Here is a 14082-nt window from a genome sequence, read left to right as displayed (position 1 = left end):
GGCGGGGCGTAATTCGCGTCACCGTCGCCCGGCGTTCCAACCGGGCACTTCCGGCCAGGATCGAACGTTCTGGCTTGCGATGAACACCACCAGGGGGCGGGACACCGCGCGCCGCGGCCGGCGGCGCACCATATTCGGGCTGCTGCTGATCGGCGGCCTCGTACTGGCCGCTATTGCGTGGCCCACACTCTCCGCGCAGGTCCGCGCGGCCAACTGGCCGAAGGAGCAACCCCGCGGGCCCCAGCACATCACCGCGCGCATGGAGGCCGTCCGCGAGGCCGTCGTCAAGGAGTTCGGCCCCCGCGGCCTGGAGGGCGCCCCCGGCTGCTACCGCGAGGAAGGCGGCATCGCCGGCGGCGGCGAACACCCCCTCGGCCGCGCCTGCGACTTCATGCTGATGCCCGCCGGCGAGAAGGCCACTGGCAAACCCGACGTCCTGGGCGAGGCCATCGTGGCCTGGGTGCGGGAGCACGCGGACGAATACGGCATCTGGTACGTCATCTACAAGCAGCACATCTGGTCGAGCCGACTCCCGCAGCAGGGGTGGAAGCTGATGGAGGACCGCGGGTCCATCACGCAGAACCACTTCGACCATGTGCACATATCGGTCTACTGATCCCCGGTCCGGCTGACCAGTAGGACAGAAGTAGCCCACGGCTCTGACCAGCTCAGATGCCGTGGGCTTCTGTCGTTGTTGGTCGGTGTCGGGTGACCTCGCACGGCCCACAGACGGCCCGGGATCAGGTCGCACGGGAAACGACAGTGCGGCAACGCTCGCTACTGCCGGTCAACCTCGGACGGCCCACAGACGGCCCGCCTCTCCATCGCTCAACCGCTGGGCCCTGTCTGGCCTTCCTCCAAGTGGCACGGCGTACTGTGACTCGCTTGATATCTCATTGGCGGGGGCGGGCATGACGACAGGTGACCAAGGCGCGGGGGCGACCGATTCCGATGCTACGCAGCAGGACGACCTGGCCCAACGCATGAAGCACATCGCGATGACGCAAGGATTTGACCTGGGCGTGGTCCGGCCAGTGGCTGGCTCTTATGACGAGGTGGAGGCTGTCAGCGACAGGGGGCCGATCCTCGTGTCCCTGGGCTCGGACGGGATGATCCATGTGCGGTTTCAGCGCCACAAGACCTTCCCGCTGACGAGTGGTTGGACGGACGAACTCGCCGCCGTGGTGGAAGCGGCAGCCTCGTGGCGCCGAGGATGCACTCTGCGGGAGCTGCATGAACGCTTCCCATTTATGAGCTGGAGCGAACTGGCGCAGGCGTTTGAAGACGGCAACCCGGTCCCTACCAAGTGGAGGCAGCTTCTCTCCAGCGCATGGCACCTGTGTGATCGGCCATTCATTCAGGCGGCCCACGACCATCCTGAACTGCGTCACTTTTACCCGGACATCAGCCACGGGAGCTTGATGCTGAGCCGGAAGCCATTCGAGATGGACGCCGGCCTGGTGAAGGTCACACCGCTGTCGGAAGCCGACTACCGAGTGACCATGTTCCCGGGTGAGTTCCGGAGGGAAGTGACGTCGTTGGACGAGGCACTTGAGGTCGCGGCAGCCTGTTTCCGTTCGCTTGGCTGAGCGCCTGGTAAGCGGGGACCGAGGCCGAGCGTCGCCAGGCTCCGTCTGGCTCTGGTCCGCGGTCTTGAAAACCGTCGTGGCAGCGATGTCACCGTGGGTTCAAATCCCACACTCTCCGCAGTAGGCCGGCGAAGGCGCTGGACAGAAGGGGTGCCCCAAGACACGGGGGCGCCCCTTCTTCGTGCGCGATGGCACCGTGGTTCCCCGTGGTTTCCCGTGCGATCGGGCACGCCAGGGGCACGACGCCTGGGAAGGACTGCACGATTCAGGGGCAGGCCCGACAGGTCTTGTCAGAGACGCCTGGCAGAGTGCCCACGTGGACATTGATTCCTTCTGGTCTCTCATCGAGGCGTGCCGACAGCAAGCCCTGAGTCGGGATGATCGGCTTGAGTGGCTGCGCGGTGAGTTGTCGCAGAGGTCACCAGCGGAGATCGTGGAGTTTCAGGTACGCCTGAATCAGGTGACTGCGGATGCGTTCACCTGGGATCTGGTGGCAGCCGCAGAGCGGATCTTCGGCGGTTGGTGTTCGGACGACGGCTTCTGCTATTTCGGTCTCTGGATGGTGGGGCTGGGGCGCGAGGCTTTCGAACGCGCGGTGGCCGATCCTGACGCCCTGGCCCGCACGCCTGAGGTCCGGCGTCTGGTGGGGCGTCCCCGGAGCGAGTGGGGCGATGCCTGGCCGGGATGGGAGTCGCTCGATTACGTTGCGCTCGAAGCCCATGAGTTGGTGGCTGGAGAATCCGACGACTGCGGCGATGCGTTCTACGACGCCGTGAATGCCCGGGCGAGTAGTGATGTGGGGCCCCGAGACCCCGCCGGCGAGCGTTGGGACGTCCGCGATGAAGAGGAGGCAAGCCGCAAACTGCCGAGGTTGAGCAGCGTCTTCCCGCTCACCGTCGGGACATGAGATCCCGGCGCGTTGGGGGCTGCTGCCTGGCCTGGAGCTCCAGTTTGGAAGACTGAGGCTGCGAACCCTGCCTCACCTGGGCGGACGCTGACCTGCGGCAACGCGGTCCCGTCACCGCTGTTCCCCGTGGCTCCCCGCTCGGCACCGCCTCACCTGGCACGGCTGTGGCACGCCCGATCCCCTCGATGCGAACTATGGGCGCGACGGTCGCTGAGGTCTGCTGGGGATGTCAGGCGGTTTCCTGGAGCGGGCGGCGGTCGGTGTGGGCGCGGAGGTTGCTGTACTCCGCTGCTGTACAGCACTGTCGCGCCACCGTTTAGGAGCGAGGGGCACGGCCCTGGGATCAGCGGGGTCCAGAGAGAACCTTGATCGCAAAGGGGCGATAGTCATCGTTGCTGTTCTCGGCGACGTATCCGAGCGCTTTCAACATGGACAGGATCGCTGACGCCATCCGTTCGTGAACGTGCCCCGCAGCTCGGATCACGGAATCGTTTGGCCTCCCACTCTGATGGGCCTCGAGGCTCGCACGGCGGAGAGCAGGATGTACCGTCCAGTGGAGCCAGATCCCGCCCGCGGCATCATCGAACGCGTCTACTTCGATTTCCAGCCCGCCAGCCGCTGTCTCCCAATCTGGCGCCTCCCGGTTGTACAAAGTGAGCCCGAATTGGCCCAGATCTTCCCCCACCGCCTCGGCGAGCTCCCGAAGACGGTCGGTCTCGCTTGGGGTGAGAGGTCGCAGCCCCCATTCGTTCTCTTCGTTCACGGGGGCACCGTACAGCTGAGGTCGACGTAGCGGCTTTGGGCAGGAGCCGCCATGGGGCGAGAGATCGGGGGCCCGTAAGCTCATCGCGACTCGGGCAGCACCTCGGCTGCCCGCAATAGCCCGAAGTGGGCCCCCGATCTTCGAGGCTCGCCCCATGGTGGCTGCGTAAAGCCGCGGAGACGACCGCCCCAGCCCCAGCGGGTTTCTCCTCAACCAACCCTTCGCCGTCTGGCGGGCGGCCGGCGGCCGGGCCGGAGCGGGGCGAAGACAGGAGCGTCGGCCCGAGACGCCGGGCCGCGCGCCGCCGCGCTCTGCGCGGCGGGAGCGCCTTGATGAGGTAGAGAAATCCGTAACTCGGCTGCCGCTGGCGGCGATGTCGTGTCTCGGTTGTTGGTTGACAGTGTGGCTTCACCTGATGCTTGACACCGCTTGCCTCGGCTTGGCTGTGTGCGTCTGATTCGGGTGGCGACGCCCGGACGGGCTGCCTGACTCGTTGCCGACGCGGCGAGCGCCTACGACAGGTCCAGGGCTACGCTCGCGCAATGCCGCTTCGCCAGTACGTCTACTTCGCCTTGAGCAGCAGCCGCACAACCGCACAAGAGATGACCGCGTGGTTGGGCATCGAGCCCGACGAGACGACCGTGCGTGGAAGCCGCAGGGCCGATTCGCCGACTCTGCCGATCACCCATCGTTGGAAGGTCGTGTGCCGTGAGCCTGGCCTGTCGGTTGACGAGCTAGTCGCGCGGCTCCTGGACAGACTCGGCCCGCACACGGATCGCATCGCTGAACTTGCGGCGAGGTTGGCGGCTGAGGATGAGGAATATGGCAGTGCCGTGCTGGAAGTCGTGCGCTACTTCAACGACGACGAGACCACTCACGGAGCCGCCGCGTCGGATCAGCCCAACCTGTTCGGCTGGCACTTGGACCCTGACGTGCTGAGATTTCTCGCCGCCACCGGCGCAGCTCTGGATGTCGACGAGTACGACATGACCCCGGACTGACTACGCCTACAGGACGGACGATCACCTCCGAAAGGGATCTAAGGGAAATTCCACCGGACAAGATAGTCGGCTGCGATGTCTAGGCCAGACGTCAAGCGTCACCCGACACCAATCCGTCAAACATCAACTGAACCTAGACACCGCCTGAGATTTCCCGGTCGGCATGAGCAGTCGGATTAGCCATGCTGGGACTGCTCGTAGTGCAGGAGGGCCGCCGCCTGGAGGTCATTGGTCACCATCACTTGCGCCAGCTTGGCTGCGATTTTGATGACCGAACCCCACTCTGGACTGTCCAGGTAGTCCTGATCCTGGGCTCCTCGGCCTACCTGTTCCTGCACGACGGAGTACGCCTCGCCAAGCTCCTTCATCAGCGTGACCTCCTCCTGCGTGCGTAGGCTCTTGCCCAACCACGGCGCGGGATCGTCTGCGTCGCAGAAGTCGTCGAAGAGCACGTTGACCACGTAGTCCAGATCCTCGAACTCCTCCGGCCGCAGCCAGACATCGCGCTGCCACGACGGGCTCGCGAGTGCCAGGACCGCCGGCACGACGTGGAGTCGGAAGACCGGGAACTCAATGCCGTGGTCTGTCACGCCGCGAGCCTACTTATGTACTGCATGACCGGGAAGTCTTACGCGATCGCCATGCGGTCGGCGAGGCCTGCCACGACAGCCCGCTGTTCACGGCCTGCATGCGCCACAACACCGCCGTCCGCGCCGCCCTGTTCACCGGCCCGGTGGCGGTGGTCGCGTGACCCTGACGCCTGTTGCCCTGGCGGCTGTGGCTGATGCTGCGGCCGCCTGCGGCACCGACCCCCACACCCTGGCCGACGCGCTGCGGCTCGCCAACGACCCCGGGTTCGAGCGGTGGCGGGAACAGATCCAGCGCACCGGCGGCTGCGCCGACCCGATCCACCCGCAAGGGCTCACGGTCACCCGCGACGCCGCCACCGGGCAGGTCCTCTACTCGTACTCCACCGACGGTGAGCCGGGGGGCCGGTTACGGGTGGCCTGCGGCAACCGCCGCGCCTCGCGCTGCCCCTCGTGCGCCTGGACCTACGCGGGCGACACCTTCCACCTCATCCGAGCCGGGCTGACCGGCGATGAGCGCAAGGACGTCCCGGTGGCGGTCCGCACGCACCCGAAGGTGTTCGCCACCCTGACAGCCCCCTCGTTCGGGCCGGTCCACAACCGCCCCGACACCGGCCGCTGCCGCTGCGGCACCGCCCACGGCGAGCACGACCCCGATATCGGCACCCCGCTCGATCCCGACCGGTACGACTACGCGGGCGCGGTGCTGTGGAACAACCACGCAGGTGACCTGTGGCGGCGCTTCACCATCTACCTGCGCCGGGAGATCGCCGCCCGCGCCGGACTCTCCCAGACCGCCATGAAGGAGGTCTGCCGGGTCTCTTTCGGCAAGGTCGCCGAGTACCAAAAGCGCGGCCCGACCGCTCCCGACCCGCTACCTCACCCCCGTCGACCTGGCCGACCTCCTGGGCGTCCCGCTGGAGACGGTCTACCAGTGGCGCCGTAAGCGCATCGGTCCCCGCGGCTTCCGGGTCGGCCGGCACCTGCGCTACGACCCCGAAGACGTCCGCGCCTGGGTCGCCAGCCTCCTCGAAGGCGAGGCCGCCTGATGCCGGGACACATCCAAGACCGCTGGTACACGACCAAGACCGGGCCGGATGGCAAGGCAGTCAAGGTCAAGACCGACCGGTACGGCGTCGGCCTGCGCTACAGAGCTCGGTATGTCGGCCCAGATGGCACCGAGAAGAGCCAGTCGTTCCCTGACAAGCAGAAGCGCAAAGCGGAGGCCTGGCTGGCGGAGATCTCGGCTGACCTGCGGCAGGGACGCTACGTCGATCCCTCTGCCGGACGGATGACGCTGAGCCAGTACGCGGCCCAGTGGTTGAACTCGCTGTCGATGGACCCAAGCACGTACGCGGGGACGGAGCAGCGCATCCGACTGCACATCTTGCCGTACCTGGGCGCGCGGTCCTTGGGAGCGTTACGTCCCTCGCATCTCCGGGACTGGCTTCGCGAGCTGGAACGACAGAACCTTGCGGCCACATACCGGCGCGTGATCTTCGCGAACCTATCGACGTTGCTGACGGCTGCGGTAGAGGACCGGCTGATCTTCCAGAATCCCTGTCGCTCGACAGCGGTTCGGGCGCCTCGTCTCGACGCTCGTCGCCTCGTGCCCTGGCACCGTGACCGGGTGCATGCAGTTCGCGGAGCGCTGCCCCATCATTTCCGCCCCATGGTGGACGTGGCCGGCGGGTGCGGTCTTCGCCAGGGCGAGATATTCGGCCTAGCAGTGGATGGTGTGGACGCTTTGGACTCGGTGGTCCACGTAGTGCGCCAGGTCAAGCTGATCGGCAACCGCCCGGTCTTCGCCCCGCCGAAGGGCGGCAAGCTCCGGGACGTCCCCTTGCCTGACTCGGTCGCTGCGGTGCTGGACGATCACATCACCCGGCATCCGCCGATGTCCGTCACGCTGCCGTGGAAGGTCTTGGACGGGCCTCCAGTCACGGCGGATCTGCTCTTCTACGGCGACGACTCCCGGGAGCTGAACCGCAACGTCTTCAATCGCGTGATCTGGCGCCCGGCGCTCACTGCGGCAGGTGTCCCACATGCCCGCGAGAACGGCATGCACGCGTTGCGCCACTTCTACGCCTCGGTGTTGCTCGATGCCGGGGAGAGCATCAAGGCGCTGAGTGAATACCTCGGTCACTACGACGCGGGGTTCACGCTGCGGACCTACACGCACCTCATGCCGAGCAGCGAGAAGCGCACCAAGGAGGCCGTTGACCGAGTCTTCGGCGGCCCGAGAGGCGATGACGGCCCCACCATGGCCCCAGACGGGGAATGATGGGGCTCGCGCGCAGGTCAGGGACTTATGGGCTCTCTAATCGGTCTACTGAGCAGCCACCTAACTGAGCTGCGGCTCCGCAAGACGCTCCCCACCTTCCACACCCCTAGGACGGCCCCACGACGGTGGCCGCTTCGCAGGGCGACACCCGCTTGCGAAGTTCGATTCGCGGTCCGCGGCAGCACGGACGCTGGCGACTACCGACACTCCGGGTCGTCGATGTCACCCTGTGCGGCCCGCGCGCCAACGGGCAATGCCGTTGCCCGCTCGCGACTTTGGGCGCGTGTCAGTGCGTGCGGCTATGGTGCGTCCGCCACCAAGGGCAACACTCTGGGGAGGGGCTTTGGGAGCCAAGACGGGGCTGCTGGTGTACGCAGATGGCGATGCACCGGGGTTGCTGCGACAAGTAGGGGCGGCGGACCTGGACCGGACGACCTCCACGATGCGTCAGCTCTACCCAGGCTGGGAGATCGAGGAGTGCGAGGGCTCGACCCTCTCGGACGGCACGTACCCCCCGAATGGCACGGCGTACGCTGCCAGTTGGCCGGGCGTGGAGGTCATCGCGGATCAGGAGGTGATGATCGACGCCCCTTCCCAGCTCACCGGACACCTCGTCGCGGCAAGCGCCGGCCGACGGCTTGTTCTGCACGCCATGCACAGCGTCGTCGACTGGCTCGCGTTCGCGGTGTGGGAAGACGGACACCTTGTCCGCTCCCTGAGTCTGTCGCCGGACAACGGCATCATCGAGAACATCGGCGAACCGCTCCCCTTTGAGCTGCCCTACTGGGCCGGAGACCACCCGGCCGATGTCATCCCGTGGCCCGGCGAGGAGGCAGAGCCGTACGCCCTGCCCTTTCACCCCCTGGATCTGGGCGAAGACGCTCTGCGCGCGCTCTGCGGCTTCATCCAGGAGGGCCGTCCCGAGCCGGATGACGTCGACGCGAACGCCCTCAAGCTGTACGGATTCCACGTGCGGAACCCGCAGGGGCCTGATCCCGCGGAACAGGAAGCGGAGCTGCGCAGAGCCGTCGAAGCCATGCCTCCGCCGCGCTTCTACACACTGAGCCCTGACGGCTCACTGATCGAGCGCGAAGGCCTTTAGCTCACGGCCTCTTCGTCCCGAAGCAGTGCGAGCGACTGCGTGACCGAAGCGACGTTATGACCAGTGGTCGGGGACCGCAGGTGGACCCGTCGACGAAACGACCGGCAAGAGGCGCGCCCCGGCCGCGGTGACCGCACCGCAGGAAGGCCGGCCGGCGGTGACGACCGCGTATGCCCGCTCGATCTCGCCCAGGTACTGCTCCAGGCGGAAGCGCACCTCTTCGACGGCCTTGCCGTCGTCGCCGGGGTACTGCAGGCCGGACCAGATGACCGTCCCGCCCCGGAGTCGGACCCGGATGCTCAGCCTGTCCGGCCCCGGCTCGGGCTGCTCCTCGGCTGCCACCTCGACCTCATGCGGCATGTCCGCCGGATGGAGCGGCCCGCCCGGCCGGAGCAGGCGCCGCGGATCGAGGCCGGCCATCCTGCTGTCGCTGCGCGCGACCACGTCGAGACCGTCGACGAAGAGGTACGTGTGAACGGCAACGCACCCCGGCCGCCCCGGACATGTGCCGATGAGCAGCGAACTCACCGCACCATCGCCTCGCCCATCGGACCCGGCGGCCCTCACCTCGCGCGGCGACCTACGCGGCATCCGCCTGATGTGACGTCATACGCCGATCGTAGCGGCCCCGCCGGACCAGCGGCCGGCGGCGTCGGCCCACCGTGCAAGACGTCCGGGGCCACTCCCCTGTTTCCAGGCCGTGCTCGTACGGGCGCCGCCCGCAGCACCCGCTCACGTGCCGGGTGCCGTGTGCCCCGCAGTTGCGCCGTCACCGTCGTCACCCCCGCTCCCCCGGCCGGGCCTCGCACGGACGTGCATGCGTTCGCCCTGGCTGCCGAAGAGGCTGAGGATCTCGACGGATCGGTCGTCGGCGCTGCCGAACCAGTGCGGCAGCCGGGTGTCGAACTCGGCGGCCTCGCCGACGCCGAGGACGACCTCGCGGTCGCCCAGCAGGAGGCGGAGGCGTCCGGAGAGCACGTACAGCCACTCGTAGCCCTCGTGTACGCGGAGGTCGGGCTCGCACTGGGCCGCCGGGATGACGACCTTCCACGCCTGCGGGGAGCCCGGCTGCCGGGTCAGGGGCAGCACGGTACGGCCGTTCACACTACGGGGCCTGAGGCGGACCCGGGGATCGCCGACCTCGGGGGCGCCGACCAGTTCGTCCAGCGGTACGCGGTGGGCCTGGGCGATCGGGAGGAGGAGCTCGAGGCTGGGACGGCGCCGGCCGGTCTCCAGGCGGGACAGCGTGCTCGTGGAGATGCCGGTGGCCTCGGACAGCGCGGCCAGCGTGACGCCCCGCTGCGTGCGCAGGCGCTTGAGACGGGGGCCGACCCCGGCCAGGGCGGCGGCGATCGAGGTCAGGTCTTCCATGCGCCCATTGCACCCCGGCCGTCCCGGGAACGGCAACAGGCGTCGCCTCGTTCGGCCGCCGGTACGGGGCCGGGCCGCGATCCGCTAGGTTGAACGCGTTCAAAGCGGTGTTCGCCACGGGGGAAGGGGCGGTCATGGGGGCTGGGGCGGGACGGCCGACTACACGGCCGGATGCGCGGGCGGGGATCGGGCGCCGGCAGTGGGTGCTGGCGGTGGGGGCGCTGGCCGCCGCGGTGCCCGGGCTGGTCTACGGGCTGGACGGCTACTACGGCGGCTTCTTCGTGCCGACCGTCGTGCCGTTGGCGCTGCCGCCGCTCCTGGGGCGGTTCCCCAAGGTCTTCGCCCAGGCCTGCGTCGTCATCGCACTGGCGCTGGTCACCTGGTCCGTCATCGGCGCGGTGATCGCGATGTACGTGTTCCTGCCCTCGGCCGCGCTCCTGCTGCTCGCCGCGGCCGCCGGGACCCGCAGGGCCGCCCTCGCTCAGGGGCGTATCCAGCAGTAGAGGCGCCGCCCGTCCGCCGACGCGCGGCCGGCCAGCCCGGCGAGCTCCTTGAGGAACAGCCCGAGGACGTCGGGGCCGTGGACGCCGTGGAGGCCTCCGGAGCTGCGGGACCACCCCATGGCGACGTCGTCGAGCAGGTCCGCGTCGAAGGCGGCGAGCGCGTCGCGGAAGCTGTCGGTGAGGGAGACCGCGACGACCCTGCCCTCACCGGCCACCCCCACCAGGGCGCCGCGGCGCGGGTCGGAGCGCACGTCCTCGGGGGCGCGGCCGGTGATGAGCACCTCCGCGGGGAGCAACTCCACGACCGGGTCGATGCCCTGGGTCACGTGCTGGTCGCGGCTGCCGGACTCGGCACGGCGGAACTCGCGGACCACGGCGCGGGCGGCGTCCTTGTCGTCGGCGGCGGAGTAGTACCCGTAGAGAACACCCATGTCCCGGATGATCTCAGCGGCCACTGACAACGGCCCCCGCGCACAACGGCGTTACGCCCCTCGCGCCTCCCGCGCCTCCCCTCACCCCGCCTCACCCCTCCCCCGCCTCCGCCGCGAGGTCCGCGAGGAAGTCCAGGGCGACCGCCCAGGCCTGCTCGGCCGCCTCCGCGTCGTAGTCGTCGAGGTCGGGGTCGGTGAACAGGTGGCCGGCGCCGCGGTAGCGGTGGATCTCCACGTCGGCGCCCGCCTTGCGCATGCGCAGGTACCAGGCGTTCAGCCAGTCGTCGGGCTCGAAGGGGTCGGGCTCGGCGACATGCAGCTGGACGGGGAGCTCGGTGGCCGCGTCGTCGGCGATGTCGGAGGTGCCGTGCAGCAGCAGGAGGCCCCGGGCCCTGTCGTCGGCGAGGGCGAGGTTCTGCGCGATGGAACCGCCCAGCGAAAACCCGGCGTAGACCAGGCCGCGGTCGGAGAGCGGTCCGGAGACGGTGACGGCGCGCATCAGCAATTCGTCGCGGCCGATCTCGTCCTTGATGGCCATGCCCTCCTCGACGGTGTCCGCGGTGCGGCCCTCGTAGAGGTCGGGCACATGCACCTCGTGGCCGGCCGCCCGCAGCCGGTCCGCGGCGGCGTGCACGGCGGGACGCAGTCCGTAGGCCGAGTGGAACAGCACGATGGTCATGCCGGAGCTCACAATTTCACTTCCCATGATCGGCGCACGGTCGGGTACGGGCTCCATCATGCCCGTTACCGTCGAAGACATGGATTCCGTCATACGACCGCTCGGCGTGGTGGGCGGCTCCCTCGTCGTCACGCTCGCCGTGGGCTGGGCCGTCGACCACGCCCTGCGCCGGGCGGACGCCCGGCACCCGGAGACCCCGCTGTGGAACCTGCTGCGGCGCGCGCGGCTGCCGCTCCGGCTGGTGATCTGCAGTTCGCTGCTGCGCGGCTCGTACGAGCAGGCGCACCTGGCCCGCGGCCACACCCGCGGGGTCGGGCAGGTGCTGACGCTGGTGCTGATCGGGGCCTGTGCCTGGCTGATCGTCAGGGTCGCGGCCGCCGTCGTCGAGGCGTCCTACTCCCGGTACGCGTCCGCCGCCCAGGACGCGGCGCGGGTACGGCGGGTCCGGACGCAGGTGACGCTGATCCAGCGGGTCGTCACCGCGGTCGTCGGCGTGGTCGCGGTCGCGGCCATGCTGCTGACCTTCCCCGCGATGCGCGGGTTCGGCGCCTCCATGCTGGCCTCCGCGGGGGTCATCGGCATCGTCGCCGGCATCGCGGCCCAGTCGACGCTGGGCAACCTCTTCGCGGGGCTGCAGATCGCCTTCGGGGACATGGTCCGGATCGGCGACGCGGTGGTCGTGGAGGGCGAGTGGGGGACGGTTGAGGAGATCACCCTCACCTACCTCGTGGTGCGCACCTGGGACGAGCGGCGGATCACCATGCCGGTCTCGTACTTCACCAGCAAGCCCTTCGAGAACTGGTCCCGCGGCGACGCCCGGATGACCGGCACCGTCTACTTCCACCTGGACCACGCCACACCCGTCGACCTGATGCGCGAACACCTGCACGACGTCCTCAAGGGGTGCGAGCAGTGGGACGGCCGGGCCTGGGGCCTGGTGGTGACGGACAGCACGCCGTCCACGATCGAGGTGCGGGCCCTGGCCACCGCGAAGGACGCGGACGACATCTGGACGGTGCGCTGCGTGGTGCGGGAGCACATGATCGACTGGCTGCGCCGCGAGCACCCGTACGCCCTGCCGCGCATCAACACCGCCACCGCCCCCGGCCTGGCCGAGGCCCCGGACCGGCAGCAGGCCACCCCCGGGGCCGAGGACATCGGTCCCGGCCCCGGGGCCCGGTAGGGGCCGGCGGCGCGTCACCGTGCGACGGCGGGCCGGGACGCCGCAGGGCGGCTACCGGGACACACGCAGGCTGCGCACGTCGAGCTGGCGCAGCACCCGGTCGACGATCTCGGGGTCGTAGCCGGGCTCGCTGCGCGCGGCGAGGACCTCGTGCCGGGCGGCGGAGAGCATGTCGCGCTGGACGCGCTCGACCGTCTTGATGCGCCGCACCCGGGCGGTGTGCCGGTCGCGCTTCTCGTCGTCGACGATGTCGGGGCAGATACGGGCCCCGACGTCGAAGGCGCGGCGGTGCAGGAGTTCGGAGACCTCCTCGGAGAAGTCCTCGGTGGCCTCGACCTCCTTCAGCCGCTGCTTCGCCGCGGCCATGGCGCGCAGCGCGAGCAGCATCTCCATGTCGTGCTCCACCTGGGTGTCGCTGCTCACCCCGAGCCGTTTGACGACCTGCGGAAGGGTGAGCCCCTGCAGCACCAGGGTGGTGAGGACGACGGCGAAGGCGATGAAGAGGATCTCGTCCCGCGCCGGGAAGGGCTCGCCGCTCTCCGTGGTGTGCGGGATGGCCAGCGCCAGGGCGACGGACGCCACACCGCGCATGCCGGCCCACCACATGACGACGGTCTCGCGCCACGACATGGGGATGTCCTCGTCCAGGTCGCGCCGTTTGTGCAGTCGCCTGGTCACCGCCGCGGCCGGCATCAGATAGGCCAGCCGTACGAGGACGACCGCGCCGACGACGATCGCCGCGTGGCTCACCATGGTGCCCCAGCGGCCGGCACCGACACCGAAGACGTTGTGCAGCTCCAGGCCGATCAGGCCGAAGGCGACGCCGGTGACGAGCGTGTCGACGACCTCCCAGAAGGTGGCGCCGACCAGTCGGCCGGTCACGTCGTCGGCGTCGCGGGCGTGTTCGGCGAGGAAGAGCGCGGTGGTGAGCACGGCGAGGACGCCGGAGCCGTGCGCCTCGTCGGCGATCGCGTACGAGGCGAACGGGACGAGCAGCGAGAGCCCGATCTGCAGGGTCGGGTCGCCGACGACCCCCATCAGCTTGGAGGCCGTCCAGCCCAGCACGACGCCGACGGCGACCGCGACGACCGCCGACAGCAGCAGTTCGCCGAGCGCCTCCGGCCACGAGAAGGAACCGGTCACGGCCGCCGCGACGGCCACGTTGTAGACGACGATCGCGGTGACGTCGTTGAAGAGGCCCTCGCCCTCCAGGGTCGACACCATGCGGCGCGGCAGTCCCAGCCGCCCGGCGACCGCGGTCGCGGCCACCGGGTCGGGCGGGGCGACCAGCGCGCCGAGCGCGAGGGCGGCGGCCAGCGAGATGCCGGGGACGACGGTGGCGGCGATGGCGCCCACCGCCGCGGTGGTGATCAGCACAAGGGCGACGGCCAGCAGGAAGATGGCCTTCTTGTTGGCGGCGAACTGCCGCCAGGACGTGCGCTGTACGGAGGCGTAGAGCAGCGGCGGCAGCACGAGCGGCAGGATGAGCCCGGGGTTGATCTCGACGTTCGGTACGAACGGCAGAAGGGCCAGCACGACCCCGAGCAGCGTCATCAGAACGGGCGACGGCAGCCCCATCCGGTCGCCCAGCGGCACCATCACGATGGCCGCGAGCATCAGGGCGAAGAACAGCGCGAGTTGATCCACGCCCCTAGCGTGGCATGTCCGCCGCCCCGGCCCCG

General features: G+C 69.3%; 16 protein-coding genes, 1 tRNA gene and 1 pseudogene. 11 read left to right on the top strand and 7 right to left on the bottom strand.

Annotated elements, in window-relative coordinates; genetic code table 11:
• Positions 1 to 79 precede the first annotated feature (79 nt).
• The 4 genes from OIE69_RS29060 (at position 80) to OIE69_RS29045 (ending at position 2496) form a co-directional block, all read left to right on the top strand.
• The gene (locus OIE69_RS29060) at positions 80 to 616 is read left to right on the top strand and encodes a hypothetical protein (RefSeq protein WP_326576860.1); all 537 of its coding nucleotides are present in this window, start codon (positions 80 to 82) and stop codon (positions 614 to 616) included.
• Between the two features lie 295 nt (positions 617 to 911).
• Positions 912 to 1589 (top strand): DUF6193 family natural product biosynthesis protein, encoded by a 678-nt coding sequence (locus tag OIE69_RS29055; RefSeq protein ID WP_326576859.1) that lies wholly within the window; start codon positions 912 to 914, stop codon positions 1587 to 1589.
• Between the two features lie 37 nt (positions 1590 to 1626).
• Positions 1627 to 1704: transfer RNA gene (locus tag OIE69_RS29050), tRNA-Ser, on the top strand.
• Between the two features lie 201 nt (positions 1705 to 1905).
• Positions 1906 to 2496 carry a DUF4240 domain-containing protein gene (locus OIE69_RS29045; RefSeq protein WP_326576858.1) on the top strand — a complete coding sequence of 197 codons (591 nt, stop codon included), beginning with the start codon at positions 1906 to 1908 and terminating at the stop codon, positions 2494 to 2496.
• A 343-nt stretch (positions 2497 to 2839) separates the two neighbouring features.
• Here the strand turns inward: OIE69_RS29045 and OIE69_RS29040 are convergent, their stop codons facing one another.
• Positions 2840 to 3259: a hypothetical protein gene (locus OIE69_RS29040; RefSeq protein ID WP_326576857.1), complete on the bottom strand. Its 420-nt coding sequence runs from the start codon at positions 3257 to 3259 to the stop codon at positions 2840 to 2842.
• Positions 3260 to 3801: 542 nt separating this feature from the next.
• Between OIE69_RS29040 and OIE69_RS29035 the strand changes: the two genes are divergently transcribed.
• Positions 3802 to 4260 carry a DUF4279 domain-containing protein gene (locus OIE69_RS29035; protein WP_326576856.1) on the top strand — a complete coding sequence of 153 codons (459 nt, stop codon included), beginning with the start codon at positions 3802 to 3804 and terminating at the stop codon, positions 4258 to 4260.
• Between the two features lie 176 nt (positions 4261 to 4436).
• Here the strand turns inward: OIE69_RS29035 and OIE69_RS29030 are convergent, their stop codons facing one another.
• On the bottom strand, positions 4437 to 4850 hold the full coding sequence (locus tag OIE69_RS29030; protein ID WP_326576855.1) for an SCO4402 family protein: 414 nt from the start codon (positions 4848 to 4850) through the stop codon (positions 4437 to 4439).
• A gap of 187 nt (positions 4851 to 5037) precedes the next feature.
• Here OIE69_RS29030 and OIE69_RS29025 point away from each other — a divergent pair.
• The 4 genes and pseudogenes from OIE69_RS29025 to OIE69_RS29010 all read left to right on the top strand — a co-directional run.
• A pseudogene (locus tag OIE69_RS29025) lies at positions 5038 to 5754 on the top strand (replication initiator); the annotation flags it as partial.
• Positions 5741 to 5896, top strand: a complete 156-nt coding sequence (locus tag OIE69_RS29020; protein WP_326581442.1) for a helix-turn-helix domain-containing protein — start codon at positions 5741 to 5743, stop codon at positions 5894 to 5896. The pseudogene OIE69_RS29025 and the gene OIE69_RS29020, both read left to right, overlap by 14 nt.
• Positions 5896 to 7131, top strand: coding sequence for a tyrosine-type recombinase/integrase (locus OIE69_RS29015; protein ID WP_326576854.1), 1236 nt, complete (start codon positions 5896 to 5898; stop codon positions 7129 to 7131). The genes OIE69_RS29020 and OIE69_RS29015 overlap by 1 nt, the downstream gene beginning before the upstream one ends.
• Before the next feature lie 343 nt (positions 7132 to 7474).
• On the top strand, positions 7475 to 8233 hold the full coding sequence (locus OIE69_RS29010) for a DUF6928 family protein (RefSeq protein WP_326576853.1): 759 nt from the start codon (positions 7475 to 7477) through the stop codon (positions 8231 to 8233).
• 54 nt (positions 8234 to 8287) lie between these two features.
• Here the strand turns inward: OIE69_RS29010 and OIE69_RS29005 are convergent, their stop codons facing one another.
• Both OIE69_RS29005 and OIE69_RS29000 read right to left on the bottom strand, forming a co-directional pair.
• On the bottom strand, positions 8288 to 8761 hold the full coding sequence (locus OIE69_RS29005; protein WP_326576852.1) for a hypothetical protein: 474 nt from the start codon (positions 8759 to 8761) through the stop codon (positions 8288 to 8290).
• 204 nt (positions 8762 to 8965) lie between these two features.
• On the bottom strand, positions 8966 to 9604 hold the full coding sequence (locus OIE69_RS29000) for an XRE family transcriptional regulator (protein ID WP_326576851.1): 639 nt from the start codon (positions 9602 to 9604) through the stop codon (positions 8966 to 8968).
• A 134-nt stretch (positions 9605 to 9738) separates the two neighbouring features.
• Here OIE69_RS29000 and OIE69_RS28995 point away from each other — a divergent pair, with 134 nt between their 5' ends.
• On the top strand, positions 9739 to 10107 hold the full coding sequence (locus OIE69_RS28995; RefSeq protein ID WP_326576850.1) for a hypothetical protein: 369 nt from the start codon (positions 9739 to 9741) through the stop codon (positions 10105 to 10107).
• Here OIE69_RS28995 and OIE69_RS28990 read toward each other — a convergent pair.
• The gene (locus OIE69_RS28990; protein ID WP_326576848.1) at positions 10086 to 10538 is read right to left on the bottom strand and encodes a hypothetical protein; all 453 of its coding nucleotides are present in this window, start codon (positions 10536 to 10538) and stop codon (positions 10086 to 10088) included. The genes OIE69_RS28995 and OIE69_RS28990 overlap by 22 nt on opposite strands.
• A 91-nt stretch (positions 10539 to 10629) precedes the next feature.
• The gene (locus OIE69_RS28985) at positions 10630 to 11217 is read right to left on the bottom strand and encodes a dienelactone hydrolase family protein (RefSeq protein WP_326576846.1); all 588 of its coding nucleotides are present in this window, start codon (positions 11215 to 11217) and stop codon (positions 10630 to 10632) included.
• A 79-nt stretch (positions 11218 to 11296) separates the two neighbouring features.
• Between OIE69_RS28985 and OIE69_RS28980 the strand changes: the two genes are divergently transcribed.
• A complete protein-coding gene (locus OIE69_RS28980; RefSeq protein ID WP_326576844.1) occupies positions 11297 to 12400 on the top strand; it encodes a mechanosensitive ion channel family protein in 1104 nt (367 codons plus the stop codon).
• 51 nt (positions 12401 to 12451) lie between these two features.
• On the opposite strand, the gene OIE69_RS28975 is transcribed toward OIE69_RS28980, so the two are convergent.
• Complete coding sequence (locus OIE69_RS28975) at positions 12452 to 14047, bottom strand: Na+/H+ antiporter (protein WP_326576842.1); 1596 nt, start codon at positions 14045 to 14047, stop codon at positions 12452 to 12454.
• Between the last annotated feature and the right edge of the window lie 35 nt (positions 14048 to 14082).

Origin of the sequence: Actinacidiphila glaucinigra, assembly GCF_035918135.1 — a bacterium.
Taxonomy (GTDB): domain Bacteria; phylum Actinomycetota; class Actinomycetes; order Streptomycetales; family Streptomycetaceae; genus Actinacidiphila; species Actinacidiphila glaucinigra.
This window is presented reverse-complemented; position numbering and strand designations above follow the sequence as displayed.